18 protein-coding genes and 1 other RNA gene are annotated in these 14,343 nt (G+C 65.2%); 14 read left to right on the top strand and 5 right to left on the bottom strand.

The genetic code is table 11. The annotated features are described in order from the left end of the window. The first annotated feature begins 122 nt into the window (after positions 1-122). The 5 genes from IRZ12_RS02775 to IRZ12_RS02755 all read left to right on the top strand — a co-directional run bounded on the left by IRZ12_RS02775 (position 123) and on the right by IRZ12_RS02755 (position 2,676). Complete coding sequence (locus tag IRZ12_RS02775) at positions 123-428, top strand: hypothetical protein (protein ID WP_296463847.1); 306 nt, start codon at positions 123-125, stop codon at positions 426-428. Further along, a complete protein-coding gene (locus IRZ12_RS02770) occupies positions 415-717 on the top strand; it encodes a cell division protein ZapA (protein ID WP_296463846.1) in 303 nt (100 codons plus the stop codon). The genes IRZ12_RS02775 and IRZ12_RS02770 overlap by 14 nt, the downstream gene beginning before the upstream one ends. A 52-nt stretch (positions 718-769) precedes the next feature. Then, positions 770-950, top strand: a non-coding RNA gene (ssrS, locus tag IRZ12_RS02765) — 6S RNA. 105 nt (positions 951-1,055) lie between these two features. Then, positions 1,056-1,877, top strand: a complete 822-nt coding sequence (locus tag IRZ12_RS02760) for a sulfite exporter TauE/SafE family protein (protein ID WP_296463844.1) — start codon at positions 1,056-1,058, stop codon at positions 1,875-1,877. 61 nt (positions 1,878-1,938) lie between these two features. Then, a complete protein-coding gene (locus IRZ12_RS02755) occupies positions 1,939-2,676 on the top strand; it encodes an SIMPL domain-containing protein (protein ID WP_296463842.1) in 738 nt (245 codons plus the stop codon). A gap of 14 nt (positions 2,677-2,690) precedes the next feature. Here the strand turns inward: IRZ12_RS02755 and lgt are convergent, their stop codons facing one another. Continuing rightward, positions 2,691-3,476, bottom strand: coding sequence for a prolipoprotein diacylglyceryl transferase (lgt, locus tag IRZ12_RS02750; protein WP_296463841.1), 786 nt, complete (start codon positions 3,474-3,476; stop codon positions 2,691-2,693). 193 nt (positions 3,477-3,669) lie between these two features. Here lgt and IRZ12_RS02745 point away from each other — a divergent pair, with 193 nt between their 5' ends. From IRZ12_RS02745 to IRZ12_RS02735, 3 genes are all read left to right on the top strand, one after another. Then, on the top strand, positions 3,670-4,008 hold the full coding sequence (locus IRZ12_RS02745; RefSeq protein WP_296463837.1) for a c-type cytochrome: 339 nt from the start codon (positions 3,670-3,672) through the stop codon (positions 4,006-4,008). 88 nt (positions 4,009-4,096) lie between these two features. Next, entirely contained in the window at positions 4,097-4,642 is a 546-nt protein-coding gene (gene msrA, locus IRZ12_RS02740) for a peptide-methionine (S)-S-oxide reductase MsrA (protein WP_296463835.1), read from the top strand. Positions 4,643-4,654: 12 nt separating this feature from the next. Beyond that, complete coding sequence (locus IRZ12_RS02735) at positions 4,655-5,650, top strand: tripartite tricarboxylate transporter substrate binding protein (RefSeq protein WP_296463833.1); 996 nt, start codon at positions 4,655-4,657, stop codon at positions 5,648-5,650. 29 nt (positions 5,651-5,679) lie between these two features. Here the strand turns inward: IRZ12_RS02735 and IRZ12_RS02730 are convergent, their stop codons facing one another. Further along, positions 5,680-5,997 (bottom strand): response regulator transcription factor, encoded by a 318-nt coding sequence (locus IRZ12_RS02730; RefSeq protein WP_296463831.1) that lies wholly within the window; start codon positions 5,995-5,997, stop codon positions 5,680-5,682. 270 nt (positions 5,998-6,267) lie between these two features. Here IRZ12_RS02730 and IRZ12_RS02725 point away from each other — a divergent pair, with 270 nt between their 5' ends. From IRZ12_RS02725 to IRZ12_RS02715, 3 genes are all read left to right on the top strand, one after another. Continuing rightward, a complete protein-coding gene (locus tag IRZ12_RS02725; RefSeq protein ID WP_296463829.1) occupies positions 6,268-6,732 on the top strand; it encodes a tripartite tricarboxylate transporter TctB family protein in 465 nt (154 codons plus the stop codon). Positions 6,733-6,745: 13 nt separating this feature from the next. Continuing rightward, the gene (locus tag IRZ12_RS02720) at positions 6,746-8,248 is read left to right on the top strand and encodes a tripartite tricarboxylate transporter permease (RefSeq protein ID WP_296463827.1); all 1,503 of its coding nucleotides are present in this window, start codon (positions 6,746-6,748) and stop codon (positions 8,246-8,248) included. A 144-nt stretch (positions 8,249-8,392) separates the two neighbouring features. Beyond that, positions 8,393-9,292 (top strand): NAD(P)-dependent oxidoreductase, encoded by a 900-nt coding sequence (locus IRZ12_RS02715; RefSeq protein ID WP_296463826.1) that lies wholly within the window; start codon positions 8,393-8,395, stop codon positions 9,290-9,292. Between the two features lie 54 nt (positions 9,293-9,346). On the opposite strand, the gene mobB is transcribed toward IRZ12_RS02715, so the two are convergent. From mobB to mobA, 3 genes are read right to left on the bottom strand one after another with little or no spacing between them, the layout of a single operon-like run. Then, positions 9,347-9,898 carry a molybdopterin-guanine dinucleotide biosynthesis protein B gene (gene mobB, locus IRZ12_RS02710; RefSeq protein WP_296463823.1) on the bottom strand — a complete coding sequence of 184 codons (552 nt, stop codon included), beginning with the start codon at positions 9,896-9,898 and terminating at the stop codon, positions 9,347-9,349. Continuing rightward, positions 9,898-11,190 (bottom strand): gephyrin-like molybdotransferase Glp, encoded by a 1,293-nt coding sequence (gene glp / locus IRZ12_RS02705; RefSeq protein ID WP_296463821.1) that lies wholly within the window; start codon positions 11,188-11,190, stop codon positions 9,898-9,900. The genes mobB and glp overlap by 1 nt, the downstream gene beginning before the upstream one ends. A gap of 4 nt (positions 11,191-11,194) precedes the next feature. After that, positions 11,195-11,782: a molybdenum cofactor guanylyltransferase MobA gene (gene mobA / locus IRZ12_RS02700; protein WP_296463820.1), complete on the bottom strand. Its 588-nt coding sequence runs from the start codon at positions 11,780-11,782 to the stop codon at positions 11,195-11,197. A 113-nt stretch (positions 11,783-11,895) separates the two neighbouring features. Between mobA and apbC the strand changes: the two genes are divergently transcribed. From apbC to IRZ12_RS02685, 3 genes are read left to right on the top strand one after another with little or no spacing between them, the layout of a single operon-like run. After that, on the top strand, positions 11,896-12,984 hold the full coding sequence (apbC, locus tag IRZ12_RS02695) for an iron-sulfur cluster carrier protein ApbC (protein WP_296463818.1): 1,089 nt from the start codon (positions 11,896-11,898) through the stop codon (positions 12,982-12,984). Between the two features lie 17 nt (positions 12,985-13,001). Then, on the top strand, positions 13,002-13,559 hold the full coding sequence (locus IRZ12_RS02690; protein WP_296463816.1) for a DUF3305 domain-containing protein: 558 nt from the start codon (positions 13,002-13,004) through the stop codon (positions 13,557-13,559). 55 nt (positions 13,560-13,614) lie between these two features. Next, positions 13,615-14,334, top strand: a complete 720-nt coding sequence (locus tag IRZ12_RS02685; RefSeq protein ID WP_296463814.1) for a DUF3306 domain-containing protein — start codon at positions 13,615-13,617, stop codon at positions 14,332-14,334. Positions 14,335-14,343: the final 9 nt, after the last annotated feature.

The raw sequence follows: 14,343 nt of genomic DNA, 5'->3' as shown, positions 1-14,343 counted from the left end.
CATCCCCGGCCCCATCCAAGCGCGGACCGCTTGCAAGCAATTGATACAGTGGGGCCGCACGGGGCTCGCGAGTGACGGCGGTTCGCTACAATTCCCGGCACTGGATGGTTTACGATACGCCCATGCTCGAAGATCTCGACCTGCTCGCCAGCCGCATACGCCAGCTCACGGAACTGACCCAAAGCCTGCGCGAAGAAAACGCGGCGCTGGGCAAGAGCCTCGCCCAGCGCGACTCGCACATCCGCGTGCTGCGCGAGGCGCTGGCGGCTGCGCAGGCGCGGGTCGAAGGTGTGCTGGCCCGCCTGCCGGGCGGCGAGGAGCCGACCGGCGAAGCCGAGGGCGAAGGCGAAGCCCAAACGGACAACGCTTCTCCACCCGCTGCAGAAGGCGCCGATCCGGGCGCTCGGAGTCTATATGGAACGACTTGACGTCACGATATTCGGCAAGGAATATCCGCTCGCCTGCGAACCATCCGAAAAAGAAGCCCTGCTCACCGCGGCCCACATGGTCGACCGCACCATGCATCGCATCAAGGCCAGCGGTAAGGTCGTCGGCACCGAGCGCATCGCCATCATGGCTGCGCTGCAATTGGCCGGCGAGCTCATGAATGCGAAGTCTCCAGATTCTCGCCTTGCGGTCGGCGACTATAAGCGTAAAATTGAGGACATGCATCGCATGGTCGATGCAGCCTTGGGCACCCAAGAAAAGTTGTTTTGAGTTTTGATGTTTGTGCGGTACTTTTCGGTCCTGCACAAGCGCGTATGATCAGTTTTCCCTGCCGTGCTCGTGTTTGGCCATATATTTCTTGGACCCATGCTTATGGCATGAGGTTGTGGAAATTGCCCGCGGGCGTGATCGTCTCTCGTCAGACGAACCCGAAGCGAGGCTGACCGCGACCACCTTGAACCCTCGGTTCAGGATGCCGGCCTAACGACACAGGCGGGGACCCTACTCCAACCGGAGCATACACGTGTGTGCTCCGGTTTTTTTTTGGGCCTTGGAAACCGCTCGCCCGCGGCAACCTCTTTCTTTTTTACTCAAGACTTCCGAAAGACATGGATCCTTTATTGATCGTCGCACTACTGGTTCTCGGCGCCTGCACCGGCTTTGCCGCCGGGCTGCTCGGCATAGGGGGAGGCATGATCATGGTGCCCTTCCTCACCATGCTGTTCACGTGGAAACAGCTGCCGCCCGAATTGGTCGTGCATGCGGCGATCGCAACGTCCATGGCTTCCATTCTCTTCACGTCCATTTCGAGCGTGCGCGCGCACCACAAGCGCGGCGCCGTACGGTGGGACATCGTGGCGCGCTTTGCGCCGGGACTCGTGGTAGGTGGCCTGCTCGCGGGCGGCGCCGTGTTCTCTTTCCTGAAGACGGGCTGGCTCGCACTCGCGTTCGCCATCTTCGTCGGCTACTCGGCCCTGCAAATGCTGCTCGACAAGAAACCCAAGCCCTCGCGCCAAATGCCCGGCACGGTGGGAACCTCCGCGGCCGGCGCGGGCATCGGCTTTCTCTCGGGGCTGGTGGGCGCAGGCGGCGGCTTTGTGTCCGTCCCTTTCATGACCTGGTGCAACGTGCCGCTGCACAACGCCGTGGCCACATCGGCCGCCCTCGGTTTCCCCATCGCGGCCGCCAACACCATCGGTTACATCTGGTCAGGCATGCAGCAGGCCAGCACGCAACCCGGCATGCTCGGGTATGTCTATTGGCCGGGACTGCTCGTGCTAATCGTATCCAGCGTACTGCTCGCGCCTGTCGGCGCGGCCACTGCGCACAAGCTGCCGGTGAAGTCGCTCAAGCGCATCTTCGCCTACCTGCTGATGCTGCTGGCCGTGTACATGCTATACAAGGGCGTCACCTCGCTCGGCGCCGCGTAGCGCTCGCCCGGATCCGTCGCGCCGTCAGCCCTGTTTTCCCACTAAAACAAGGAATCACGCCATGGATCATCGCTTTGCCCCTGCCCTAATGGTTCGCCGGGTTTTGCTCGGCGCCTCTTTCGCCGCGCTCGCCGCGACATCCTCCGCTGCCCTCGCGCAGACCGCATCAGAGGCCAAGCCAGACCGGCCGACGATGACGCTTTCGGCCGGTGCAACCGCGGAAGTGGCGCAAGACAAAGTGACGATCACGCTCTCGCGCGAAATCGAAGGAACGGACCAGACCAAGCTTTCGCAAGAGCTCAACCAGGTGCTCGAGACCACCTTGGCCGAGGCCAAGCAAGGCCGTGCCGTCAGCGCGCGTACTGGCAACTACAACATCTGGGCGAACACCGACCGCAACGGACGCATCACAGGCTGGCGCGGCCGCGCCGAGCTGATCCTGGAATCCAAGGACTTCGTCGCGGCCTCCAAGCTGGCCGGCGAGCTGAGCCGCCACATGGCTGTCTCCAATGTGGCGTTCTCCCTATCGCGCGAAGCGCGGGAGGCAGAAGAGCAACGCCTGCTGGCCGAAGCGGCCAAGGCCTTCGATGCGCGCGCCGCGCTGGCGGCCAAATCCTTCGGCTTCTCGGGCTACGCGATCAAGCAGATCGACCTGAGCGGCAGCGGCACGGTCACGCCGGCGCCGCGCGCCTACGCCATGGCTGCGCCGGCCATGGAAGCCAAAATGGCCGACCTGCCGCTGGAAGGCGGCAAATCGACGGTAACGGTTTCGATCCGCGGGACGGTGTACCTGCAGTAACCGTGCGCGGCGGCTCAGGCCGCCGCCCGCCGCCGCGACCAGGCAAATATCGCGATGCCGGCCAGCACCATGGGCAGGGACAGCCACTGGCCCATGCTGAGCCCTCCCGCCAGGGTACCAAGGAAGCTGTCCGGCTCCCGGGTGTATTCCACCAGGAAACGAAACACGCCGTAGCCGGCCAGGAACACCGCGCTCACCTGCCCGACGGGCCGCGGCCGGCTCGCGAATATCCACACGATCGCAAAAAGGGCCAAGCCCTCCAGGCCGACTTCATACAGTTGCGAAGGATGGCGCGCGACGCCGTCTCCGGCCTGGGGAAACACCATGGCCCAAGGCACGGACGCGGCCCGGCCCCACAATTCGCCATTGATGAAATTCCCCATCCGCCCGGCGGCCAGGCCGAGCGGCACCAAGGTCGCGACGAAATCGCCGAGCTCGAGGAAACGGAATCCCCGCCGCCGCGCAAAGAGCGCCATCACGAGCAGCACGCCGAGCAAGCCGCCATGGAACGACATGCCTCCATGCCAGACGGCGAAGATCTCGAGCGGATGGGCGAGGTAATACGCAGGCTTGTAAAACAGCACGTAGCCGAGCCGCCCCCCCGCCACTACGCCCAGCACGCAATAAAACAGCAAATCGTCCAGGTCGCGCTGGGTCAGCGCCGTCTTGCCGTGCCTGATGCGCCAGCGGCCCAGCGTCCAGGCCAACACGAAGGCCACCAAATACATGAGGCCGTACCAACGCACGGCCAAGGGACCGATTTCGAACGCGATGGGTGAAAACTGCGGGTGAACCAACATGTTGCGCGCGCCTTCCTTTGAAAGGCCGAAGCGTGCCCCGGCCGGCGGTATCGGAGTGCTGGATGATAACTCCCCGCCAGCGCACGGCCGCGACAAATCGACGCAGCCCGCCATCAACACAAGCCCCCGTGTTTATACTTTGGCCCGCGGGGCCTTCTGGCCCTCGCCTCGTCGCATCAAATTCGGAATAGAGATGACCCCCGTTCGTTTCGTGTGCATCGGCGCACTCCTGGCGCTCGCCACGCTGCATACGACGGCCGGCGCACAGACCACCGGCCTCGACCTTGCCAAATCGAAGAACTGCCTGTCGTGCCACCAGGTCGACGCCAAGCGCGTGGGCCCCTCTTATGTGCGGGTGGCCGAACGCTACGAAGGCGACCCTGAAGCAGAAGCAAGGATCATTGCCTCCATCCGCAAGGGCAGCTTCCGCAAATGGGGCGCGATACCCATGCCTGCGCAAAACGCCGTCAGCGACGAAGAGGCACGGCAGCTGGCGCAGTGGATTCTCACGTTGAAGCCCGGGAAGCGATGAGCGCTGCCGTCTCGCGGCAATTCCGCGCAGGCGGCATACACTATGGGCCTGGGCGCACAGCGCGCCGGCATCCTAGGTGAGGAACGTCATGTCCGCACAAGTCGAAACGGCCGTGTTCGGCGGCGGCTGCTTTTGGTGTATCGAAGCCGTGTTCCAGCAGATCGAAGGCGTGCTGCGCGCCGAGCCAGGCTACGCCGGCGGCCACGTGGAGCAGCCGACTTACGAACAAGTTTGCTCGGGCAATACCGGCCACATCGAGGTCGTGTCCGTCACCTACGACCCCCAGGTGATCGGCTACCGGGAGCTGCTGGAGATTTTCTTCGCCTCGCACGACCCCACCACGCGCGACCGGCAGGGTAACGACGTCGGGCCGCAATACCGCTCCGCGATTTTCTGGCAAACGCCGGAGCAGGAGCAGGCCGCGCGCGAGGTCATCGCAGACCTCGAAGCGCGCAACGTGTTCCGCGCGCCCATCGTGACGGAGCTGCTCCCGCCCGCTACGTTCTGGCCCGCGGAGGAATATCACCGCGATTATTTCCTTCGCAACCCGGGCCAGGGCTATTGCGCCTTCGTCATCGCCCCCAAGGTCGCGAAGATGCGCCAGGGCTTCGCGCACAAACTGAAGAAATCCTGAACGAATGCCGACATGAATCGACGCCGGATCGTCCAAGCCAGCTGCCTTGTGCTGGCATGCGCAGTGGCGTGGTTGCCCGCCGCCGCGGAACAGCCTGCCTATCCTTCGCGCCCCATCCGTTTCATCGTGCCCTATCCGCCCGGCGGCCCGCTCGACGTCATGGCGCGCACCCTGGCCGAAAAAGTCCGGCCCACGCTGGGCCAAGCCATGATCGTCGAAAACAAGCCTGGCGCGGGCGGCAACATCGGGGCCGACATGGTCGCGAAATCCGCCCCGGACGGCTACACCCTCGTCATGGGCGCGGTCGCCACGCATGCGATCAACCCGGCGCTGTTTCCGAACATCCCGTACGATCCCGTCAAGGACTTTGCGCCCATCGTCCTGGTCGCCTCCGTGCCCAACGTCCTGGTGATGAACCCGGCTACGGCGGCCAAGCTGCACGTGGAGTCGGTGCAAGACCTCGTCGCCTACGCCAAGCGCAACCCCGGCAAATTGAACATGGGTTCGGGCGGCAATGGCAGCGCCGGCCACCTCGCGGGCGAACTGCTCAAGGCACGCGCCGGCGTCTTCGCGGTGCACATTCCCTATCCCGGCGCAACGCCTGCGCAGCTGGCGCTGATGAGCGGGCAGACCGATTTCATGTTCGACAACCTCGCGGCGGCTTCGCCTTTGATCGCCTCCGGCAAGCTCAAGGCACTGGCCGTGACCACCGCGACGCGCTCGCGCCTGCTGCCGGCCGTCCCGACCATGGCGGAGGCCGGCGTCCGCGAATTCGATCTCGGAACGTGGTTTGGCATCTTCGCGCCTGCGCGCACGCCGCAGGACGTCATTCAAAAACTGCACCGAGAATTCGCACGGGCGCTGACGAGCCCTGAGGTACGCCAGCGCCTGGCAAGCATGGGTTCGGATGCAGCGCCCGGCACGCCTGAATCCCTGGCGGCGCTGGTGCAGGCCGACCTGCGCAAATACGCGGAAATCGTCAAGGCCTCCGGCGCGAAACTGAACTGACCGAGCCGGAGCGCGTTGCGGGCGCGGGTTCAGCCGGCCCGCCTGTCCCAATGCCCGGCGGGCGGGCGTGTACGGTGATCCGGCCCGCCCTCGGCGACGTGGGCGCCGGGCGCATCCATTCCTTGACTGGAGACCAGGCGCCAGACCAGCTCCACCGCATTGCGCGCGCCGAGCTTGGCCAAGACTCTTGCACGATGAACTTCGACCGTGCGTATCGAAATGCCGAGCCGATCGGCAATCACTTTATTCGCCCGCCCTTCGATCAACAGGTCCATGACTTCGCGCTCCCGCGGCGTCAAGAGCTGCCTGCGATCCTGACCGTCCCCCTCCCAGTGTTTCGACTCCATGGTTCATCCTTTTGCCTTGCTTCTTCGACACGTGCGAGGAGCCCGACCTGCGCTCGCTCGCCGGCTAGTCTGCATGACTTCGAGAAGGCAAAAAATCTGTCAAGGCTGACAGGCGGCTGAACGTCATATAGATCAATTCGGCACATCGTTGTGCCGATCCATCATTTTTCGGGAAAACCCCGACCCAATAAGGGCAAATTCTTGATTCGCGCGCGCTCGCCGTGAGCTAACATGCCGGCCTTGCAAGTGAAGTCATAGGAGCCCGCTTCAATGCGCATACAGTCACAACAAAATTTTTGGGCCGGGTTGATGTTCGTCGCCCTCGGCCTATTTTTTGCCTACTTTGCAGTCGACTACCAGATGGGAACGGCCGCAAAGATGGGGCCGGGATATTTCCCTTTCTGGCTAGGGGTGATCTTGGCGATACTCGGTGCGATCATCGGCATCTCGTCGCTGTCGCCCAAGGCCGAGAAAACGGTGGTGCCCAAGTTCCACCTCAAGATCATGGCCATCATCCTGGGTAACGTGATCCTGTTCGGCATCCTGCTCCGCCCGCTCGGCCTCTACCTCTCCGCTTTCCTGTTGGTTCTGCTCTCCAGCATGGCCAGCCACGAATTCAAGTGGAAAGTTGCGATCATCAACGGCATCTGCCTGACCATCGCGATCCACGTGATCTTCATTATGGGCCTGGGTCTGATCTTCCCGCTGTGGCCTTCGTTTCTCGGTTTGAACTAAGGAAAGCCACAACATGGAACTCCTTGAACACCTGGCCATAGGCTTTAATACGGCCCTGTCGTTTCAGAACATCATGTATGCATTCGTGGGGTGCCTGATCGGTACCCTGGTGGGCGTGCTGCCGGGCCTCGGCCCCGTCCCCACCATCGCGATGCTGCTGCCCATCACCTATGCGCTGCCCCCCGTGGCCGGCCTGATCATGCTGGCGGGCATCTACTACGGCGCCCAGTACGGCGGCTCCACCACCGCCATCCTGGTGAACCTGCCCGGTGAGACCTCCGCCGTGGTGACCTGCTTGGACGGCTACCAAATGGCCCGCAACGGCCGCGCCGGCCAGGCACTGGCCATCGCCGCGATCGGCTCCTTCTTCGCCGGCTGCGTGGGTACCGTGCTGATCGCCGGCTTCGCGCCCCCGCTGGCCGAAGTCGCGTTCCAGTTCGGTCCTGCCGAGTACTTCTCGCTGATGGTGCTGGGCCTGATCGGTGCCGTGGTGCTGGCCTCTGGTTCGCTGATCAAGGCGATCTGCATGATCTTGCTCGGCCTGCTGATCGGCATGGTCGGTACCGACGTGAACTCCGGCGTGGCCCGCTTCTCGTTCGGCATCCCCGAGCTGACCGACGGCATCGACTTCGCCGCCGTGGCCATGGGCGTGTTCGGTTTCTCCGAAATTATCAACAACGTCGAGCAGAAGGACGAACGCGAAGTCTTCCTGGACAAGATCGGCCACCTGTATCCCACCTGGGAAGACCTGAAGGATGCTGCCCCCGCCATCGTCCGCGGCACGGCCATCGGCTCGGCCCTGGGCATCCTGCCCGGCGGCGGCGCGGTGATGTCTTCCTTCGCGTCCTACACGGTCGAGAAAAAACTTTCGAAAAAGCCTGAAACCTTCGGCAAGGGCAACATCCGCGGCGTGGCAGGCCCGGAATCGGCCAACAACGCCGGCTCGCAGACCTCGTTCATCCCGCTGCTGACGCTGGGTATCCCGGGCAACGCGATCATGGCGCTGATGGTCGGCGCGATGACCATCCACAACATCCAGCCTGGTCCCCAGGTCATGACCTCGAACCCGGACCTGTTCTGGGGCCTGATCGTGTCGATGTGGATCGGCAACCTGATGCTGGTGATCCTGAACCTGCCGCTGATCGGCATCTGGGTCAAGCTGCTGAAGGTTCCCTACCCCATCCTGTTCCCGGCCATCCTGTTGATCTGCTCGATCGGTGTCTACACGCTGAACTACAACGTGTTCGACATCTGGATGACGGCAGCCTTCGGCCTGGTCGGCTACATCTGGTTCAAGCTGAAGTGCGAAGGCGCCCCGCTGCTGCTGGGCTTGGTGCTGGGCCCCATGATGGAAGAGAACTTCCGCCGTGCGCTGCTCCTGTCGCGTGGCGATTTCTCGACCTTCGTCACCCGCCCGCTGTCGGCGACGCTGCTCGGTGTGGCCGTCTTCCTGGTGCTCATCGTGGCCTCGCCCACGATCCGGAAGAAGCGCGAAGAAACCTTCGTCGAAGACTGACGGACACCACCGCCGCCTCGCGCGGCATGAAAAGGGCGCCAACGTGGCGCCCTTTTTTTTGCCCCCGTCCGCCACACGCCCGCGGCGGCGCACCATTCTCGCGAAGCGACATATACACTTTGCCTTGGCAATGGAGAATCCAGCATGACATCGATTGGAACCAAGACCTACGAATCTATCGCTCCCCTCAACGTCAGCTTCATCGGACTGGGCGTGATGGGCTTTCCCATGGCGGGCCACCTGGCCCAAGCCGGACATGCCGTCCGGGTCTACAACAGGACCCCCTCCAAGGCACGGCAATGGACCCAGGAGTTCGTCGGCACGCACGCGCCGACCCCGAGGGAAGCCGCCGAAGGCGCCGACATCGTGTTCATTTGCGTGGGCAATGACGACGACCTGCGCAGCGTCGTGCTCGGTCCGGATGGCGCATTGGCCGGCATGAAACCCGGCACGCTGCTGGTCGACCACACGACGGCCTCGGCCAGGGTGGCGCGCGAGCTATACGCCACGGCGCGCGACCAGGAGGTTGCCTTCATCGACGCTCCTGTTTCCGGCGGCCAGGCCGGCGCCGTCAACGGCGTGCTCACGGTCATGTGCGGCGGCGACCAGGAAGCGTTCGACCGCATGCGGCCGGTGGCGATGGCCTATTCACGCGCGGTCACCCGCATAGGCGAGCCCGGCGCGGGCCAGCTGGCCAAGATGGTCAACCAGATTTGCATCGCGGGCCTAGTGCAGGGCTTGGCCGAAGGAATCGCGTTCGGCATGAAGGCCGGGCTGGACATGAAGCTGGTACTGGACGTGATTTCCAAGGGCGCGGCGCAAAGCTGGCAGATGGAGAATCGCGGCGCGACGATGGTCGACGGGCAGTTCGACTTCGGGTTCGCGGTGGACTGGATGCGGAAGGATTTGGGCCTGGTATTGGAAGAGGGGCGCCGCAACGGGGCCCGCCTGCCGGTGACGGCGCTGGTCGACCAGTTCTATGCCGACATCCAGCAGATGGGCGGCAACCGCTGGGATACGTCTTCGCTGATCAAGCGGTTGTAAGGGGTCGAGGCGTATCCGCCCCCGTGCCGGCCGAGACCTGCGCCGTGCCGCCCATCAGCGCGCCGACGCAGCGGCCCCTGGTTCGCCCAGCACATCCAGCGCCTTGTCCAGCGGCCACGCCAACTCCACGACCAGGGCGGCAATCCCGCCCAAATCATCGATGCTCACCCAAGGCAGCGAACCACCGGGCGGCGGCACGTCGCTGACGACCGCGCCGATGCTTGGGTCCTCGGGGTACAGCCACGGCTTGCCGTTGGCCGATCGATGCACCTCGATCTTGACGTGCGGGTCGCGCTTGAAGCCTTCGACGAGGATCAGGTCCACGGGGCTGAAGCGTCGCAACAGCTCGGCCAGCGAAGGCTCGGGCGCGCCGCGCAGTTCGTGCATCAGCGCCCAGCGGTGCGCAGACGCGATCAGCACTTCCGAGGCGCCGGCCTCGCGGTGCAGGTAGGAATCCTTGCCAGGCTTGTCGATGTCGAAAGTATGGTGGGCATGCTTGAGTGTCGAGACGCTATAGCCCTTGGCCCGCAGGGCCGGGATCAGCCTCGACAAAAGCGTAGTCTTGCCGGCCCCGCTCCATCCGGCCAGCCCCAGGATGCGCGTCATCAGATGAGCCCGTCGAAAGGCAGGACGTCCACGAGTTCGCCCGCCGCCACGTTGCCCTGGTCATGGGCCAGGACCACGAGCCCATTGGCCTGGCTCATGCTGCGCAATATGCCCGAGCCCTGCGAGCCCGTGATGCGCACCTCCCAGCCGCCATCGGCCGCAGGCGTCACGATGCCGCGCTGGTATTCGGTGCGCCCCGGCTTCTTGCGTATGGGCGTGACGCTCGCTGCGCGCAGCATGGGGAGGGGCGCGGGCGTCGCGCCGCTCATGGCCAGCAAGGCATCGCGCACCAGGGCGTAGAACGTCACCATGACCGCGACCGGATTGCCCGGCAACCCGAACAAAATGGCGCCGCGGCCGCCGGTCTCGATGCGTCCGATGGCCATCGGGCGGCCGGGGCGCATCGCGATGCGCCAGAACAGCACGTCGCCCAGCCGCGCCATGATGGCCTTGGTGTAGTCGGCCTCGCCCACGCTCACGCCGCCCGAGGTAATGACGACGTCGGCATTGGCCGCGGCCTCGCGGAATGCCGCCTCGAGCGCCTGGGGATCGTCGCGCACCACGCCCATGTCGAGGACATCCACGCCCAGCCGCTGCAGCATGCCCCATAGGGTGTAGCGGTTGCTGTCGTAGACGCAGCCCGGATCGAGCGGCTCGCCGATCGAGCGCAACTCGTTGCCCGTGGAAAAGAAAGCCACGCGCAGGCGCCGCCACACGGGCACCTCCGCCCGGCCGAGCGAGGCCAGCATGCCGATGTCTGCCGGGCGCAGCACGCGGCCCGCCGCCAGCGCGACGTCGCCTCGCGCCAAGTCTTCGCCCGCCAGGCGTCGGTTCTCGCCGGGCTTGACCGCCCCCGCGGGAATGACGACCCGGTCGCCATCGACCTTGACGAACTCCTGTGGCACCACGGTATCGAGCCCTGCGGGCATGGTGGCGCCGGTCATGATGCGCACGCACTGGCCCGGCGCAACGTCGCCTTGGTAGCCATCGCCCGCCAAGCCGCTGCCTACCACCTGCAGGACCGTGTCGCCGCCGGCCGCGAGGTCTGTCCCGCGCAGCGCATAGCCATCCATGGCCGAGTTGTCGTGCGAGGGTACGTTGATGTCGGAGATGACATCCCGCGCCAGCACGCGACCCAGCGCCGAGCGCAGCGCCAGCATCTCCACGCCTTCGACGCGCGGCACGAGGCGGGCAATGAACTCGCGCGCCTGCGCCACCGGCAAGGCATTCGGATCATAGCCGTTGACACAGGACGAAATCTCTTCGAGGGTAGGCAGGGTCTTGTCGTTCATAGCGTCAGAGCTGCTGCAGTTCGGCCAGCGTATTGGCGCCGGCAAAGGCGGCCGGGTCGTCGAAGGGAACTTCGACGCAGCGGTGCGTGGCGGTCCATTTGTCGATCTTGCGCTCACCGGCCGTCGTGAAGGCCACGAGACTGTCGAGCAGGTCGGTCTTCATCAGGCAGAAAACAGGCTGGGTGCGCAGCACCCCGCCTTCCGTCGTCGCTGCCATCGCGATCTCGGCGTCGGCCGCCTCGAGCCCGGCCGCGAGGCGAGCCACGAGATCCTCCGGAAACTTCGGCGTGTCGCACGGCACGGTCACCAGGTATGGCGTCTCGCAATGCTCGAGCCCGGTCAGGAAACCGGCCAGCGGGCCGGCGTAGTCGGGCAGCGCGTCGGGCCACACCGGCACGCCCATGGACTCATAGGCCGCGAGGTTGCGGTTCGCGTTGATCAGCACCTGCCCCACTTGCGGGGCCAGCCTGAGCAGCGCATGCATGGCCAAGGGAATGCCCTGGTAATTCTGCAGCCCCTTGTCGACGCCGCCCATGCGGCTGCCGCGGCCTCCGGCCAAGATGACGCCGGTGATGGAATCTTTGTCGATCATGCGGGCGAGTATAGACGACCCTCGGTCGATTTCTTCCTGCCCGCGGGAGATGGTCTAATATCCCCATAGGCCCTGCGACACGCAGCTTTTCATTCACGAGCACGTCCATTCCAATGGCCACACCCGAATCCATTCTCCAGGCCCTGCAAACCGTCATCGACCCGAACACCGGCAAGGACTTCGTTTCCACCCGTGCGGTCAAGAACCTCGAAGTGAACGGCGGCGACGTCTCGTTCGACGTCCTGCTCGGCTATCCGGCCAAGAGCCAGATACCCGCCCTGCGCAGCGCCCTCATCGCCGCCGCCCGCACAGTGCCCGGCGTAACCAACGTGAGCGCGAACGTGCGCACGGAGGTCGTCGCGCACGCGGTGCAGCGTGGCGTCCCGTTGCTGCAGGGCGTCAAGAACGTCATTGCGGTCGCCTCGGGCAAAGGGGGCGTGGGCAAGAGCACGACCGCGGTCAACCTCGCGCTGGCCCTGGCCGCCGAGGGCGCGCGCGTCGGCCTGCTGGATGCAGACATCTACGGGCCCAGCCAGCCGCTCATGATGGGCATCGATGCCCGCCCCGTCAGCGACGACGGCAAGACCATGGAGCCCCTGGAAAACTACGGGGTGCAGGTCATGTCCATCGGCTTCCTGGTGGCGCCCGACGAAGCCATGATCTGGCGCGGGCCGATGGCCGTGCAGGCGCTCGAGCAATTGCTGCGGCAGACCAACTGGAAAGACCTCGACTACCTAATCGTCGACCTGCCCCCCGGCACTGGCGACATCCAGCTCACGCTCAGCCAGCGCGTACCCATGACGGGAGCGGTCATCGTCACCACGCCACAAGACATCGCGCTGCTCGATGCGCGCAAGGGCATCAAGATGTTCGAGAAGGTCGGCGTGCCCATCCTGGGCGTGGTCGAAAACATGGCCGTGCACGTCTGCAGCCAGTGCGGGCACGTCGAGCACATCTTCGGTGCCGAAGGCGGCAAGAAGATGGCCGCGGAATACGAAGTCGCCTACCTTGGCGCGCTGCCGCTCGACATCAACATCCGGCTCCAGGCCGATAGCGGCAAGCCCTCGGTGGTGGCCGATCCCGACGGGGAAATCGCGGGCCTCTACAAGAGCCTCGCGCGCCAGGTGGCGGTGGCCGTAGCGGCCAAGAACAAGGACTTCTCGTCCAAGTTCCCGACTATCACCATCAGCAAGGACTCCTGACCGATGCCGAGGTCGAAATGAGCGCACCGACACCCCGCCTCGAGGTTGCCGTGCTCATGCGCAAGGAGCGCGTGACCGGCCCCATGAGCCGGTGGCAGGAATGGCGCTGGACGCTGGACGACGTGATCGCGGCCGAGCCGGGTTTCGGCGCAGCGCCCCGCCGCCTGCGCAAGGACGACGACGGCGAAATCTGGCTGCATCCCGGCTATGCGGTCGAACTGCTCAAGGACGACGCCGAGGGCTATTACCTGAACGCCTCCACCGATGCGCCGTGCTGGTTCGTGATGTGGCGCATGGAAGAGCTTCCGGCCGTCTGCGAGGAGCCCCTGGCCCGGCCGCAACTGGTCACGCTCAGCTACTACCACGCCGGCCGCCTGCTCGATGCGCAGGAAACCGTCGAGCAGCTTCCCGCGCCGGAGCCCGTCGTGGCCTGGCTGCGTGAGTTCGTGGCGGAGAACTACGTGGCCGAGCCCAAGCGCAAGCGCCGGCCGGTGAGCTTCATCCCGCTGCAGGACCGCTTCGGGAATCCCGCTTCGATCAGCACTGGCGAACGCCGCAAGGGAGAAGACGCGTGAGCGGCAAGTCTTCCCACCAGGCGGCCTGCCTCGCCATGATTGAGGACGATGCACCATGAGCCGCGATGAAGAAGGCTTCCTGGGTCGCTGGGCGCGGCGCAAGGCTATCTCGCGCAAGGAAATGCCTGCCAACCCGCCGGCGAGCCCGGCGCCGCCTGATGCCGCCGCCTCTCCACTGCCCACCGAGGCGCCGGAGGCAGGCGCCGCCCTGCCGTCCCGCGCCGGGCAACCTGCGCCCGAACCTCGCGCAACCGATGCACACGCCAGCCCGCCTCCCCTGGAGTCCGGCGCAGGCGAAGCGCATGCCTCTTCGCCGCGCCTGCCGACGCTCGACGACCTCGCTGCGCTGACGCCGCAGTCCGACTTCTCTGCCTTCATGCGGCCGGGCGTCGCCCAGGACGTCAAGCTGGCGGCACTCAAGAAGCTATTCTCCGATCCCCATCACAATGTGATGGACGGCTTGGACATATACATCGACGACTACTCCTCGCCGCCCGTCCTGCCCGCTTCCGCGCTCAAGAAAATGGTGAGCGCCCGCGTGCTCTCGCTCATCGAGGACGAGCCGGAGAGCGCGACCCCGGAGAACCTCCCGCCCGCGCAGCCCGCGCCGGCCCCGTCGCCCGAGGCCAGCGAGGCATCCGCGGCGCGACGAGCCGAGGCTTCGGCGCCCGCCAATGGCGGCGAACGTTCCGTGCTAGAGTCGGAGACCTCGGCCGAGGCATCCCGCAACGGCCAAATGCAATTCGATTTTTCAGCGCCCGACGGCAAAGCCTAGGGCCGCCGA

Origin of the sequence: Pigmentiphaga sp. (assembly GCF_019689535.1) — a bacterium.
Taxonomy (GTDB): Bacteria; Pseudomonadota; Gammaproteobacteria; order Burkholderiales; family Burkholderiaceae_B; genus Pigmentiphaga.
This window is presented reverse-complemented; position numbering and strand designations above follow the sequence as displayed.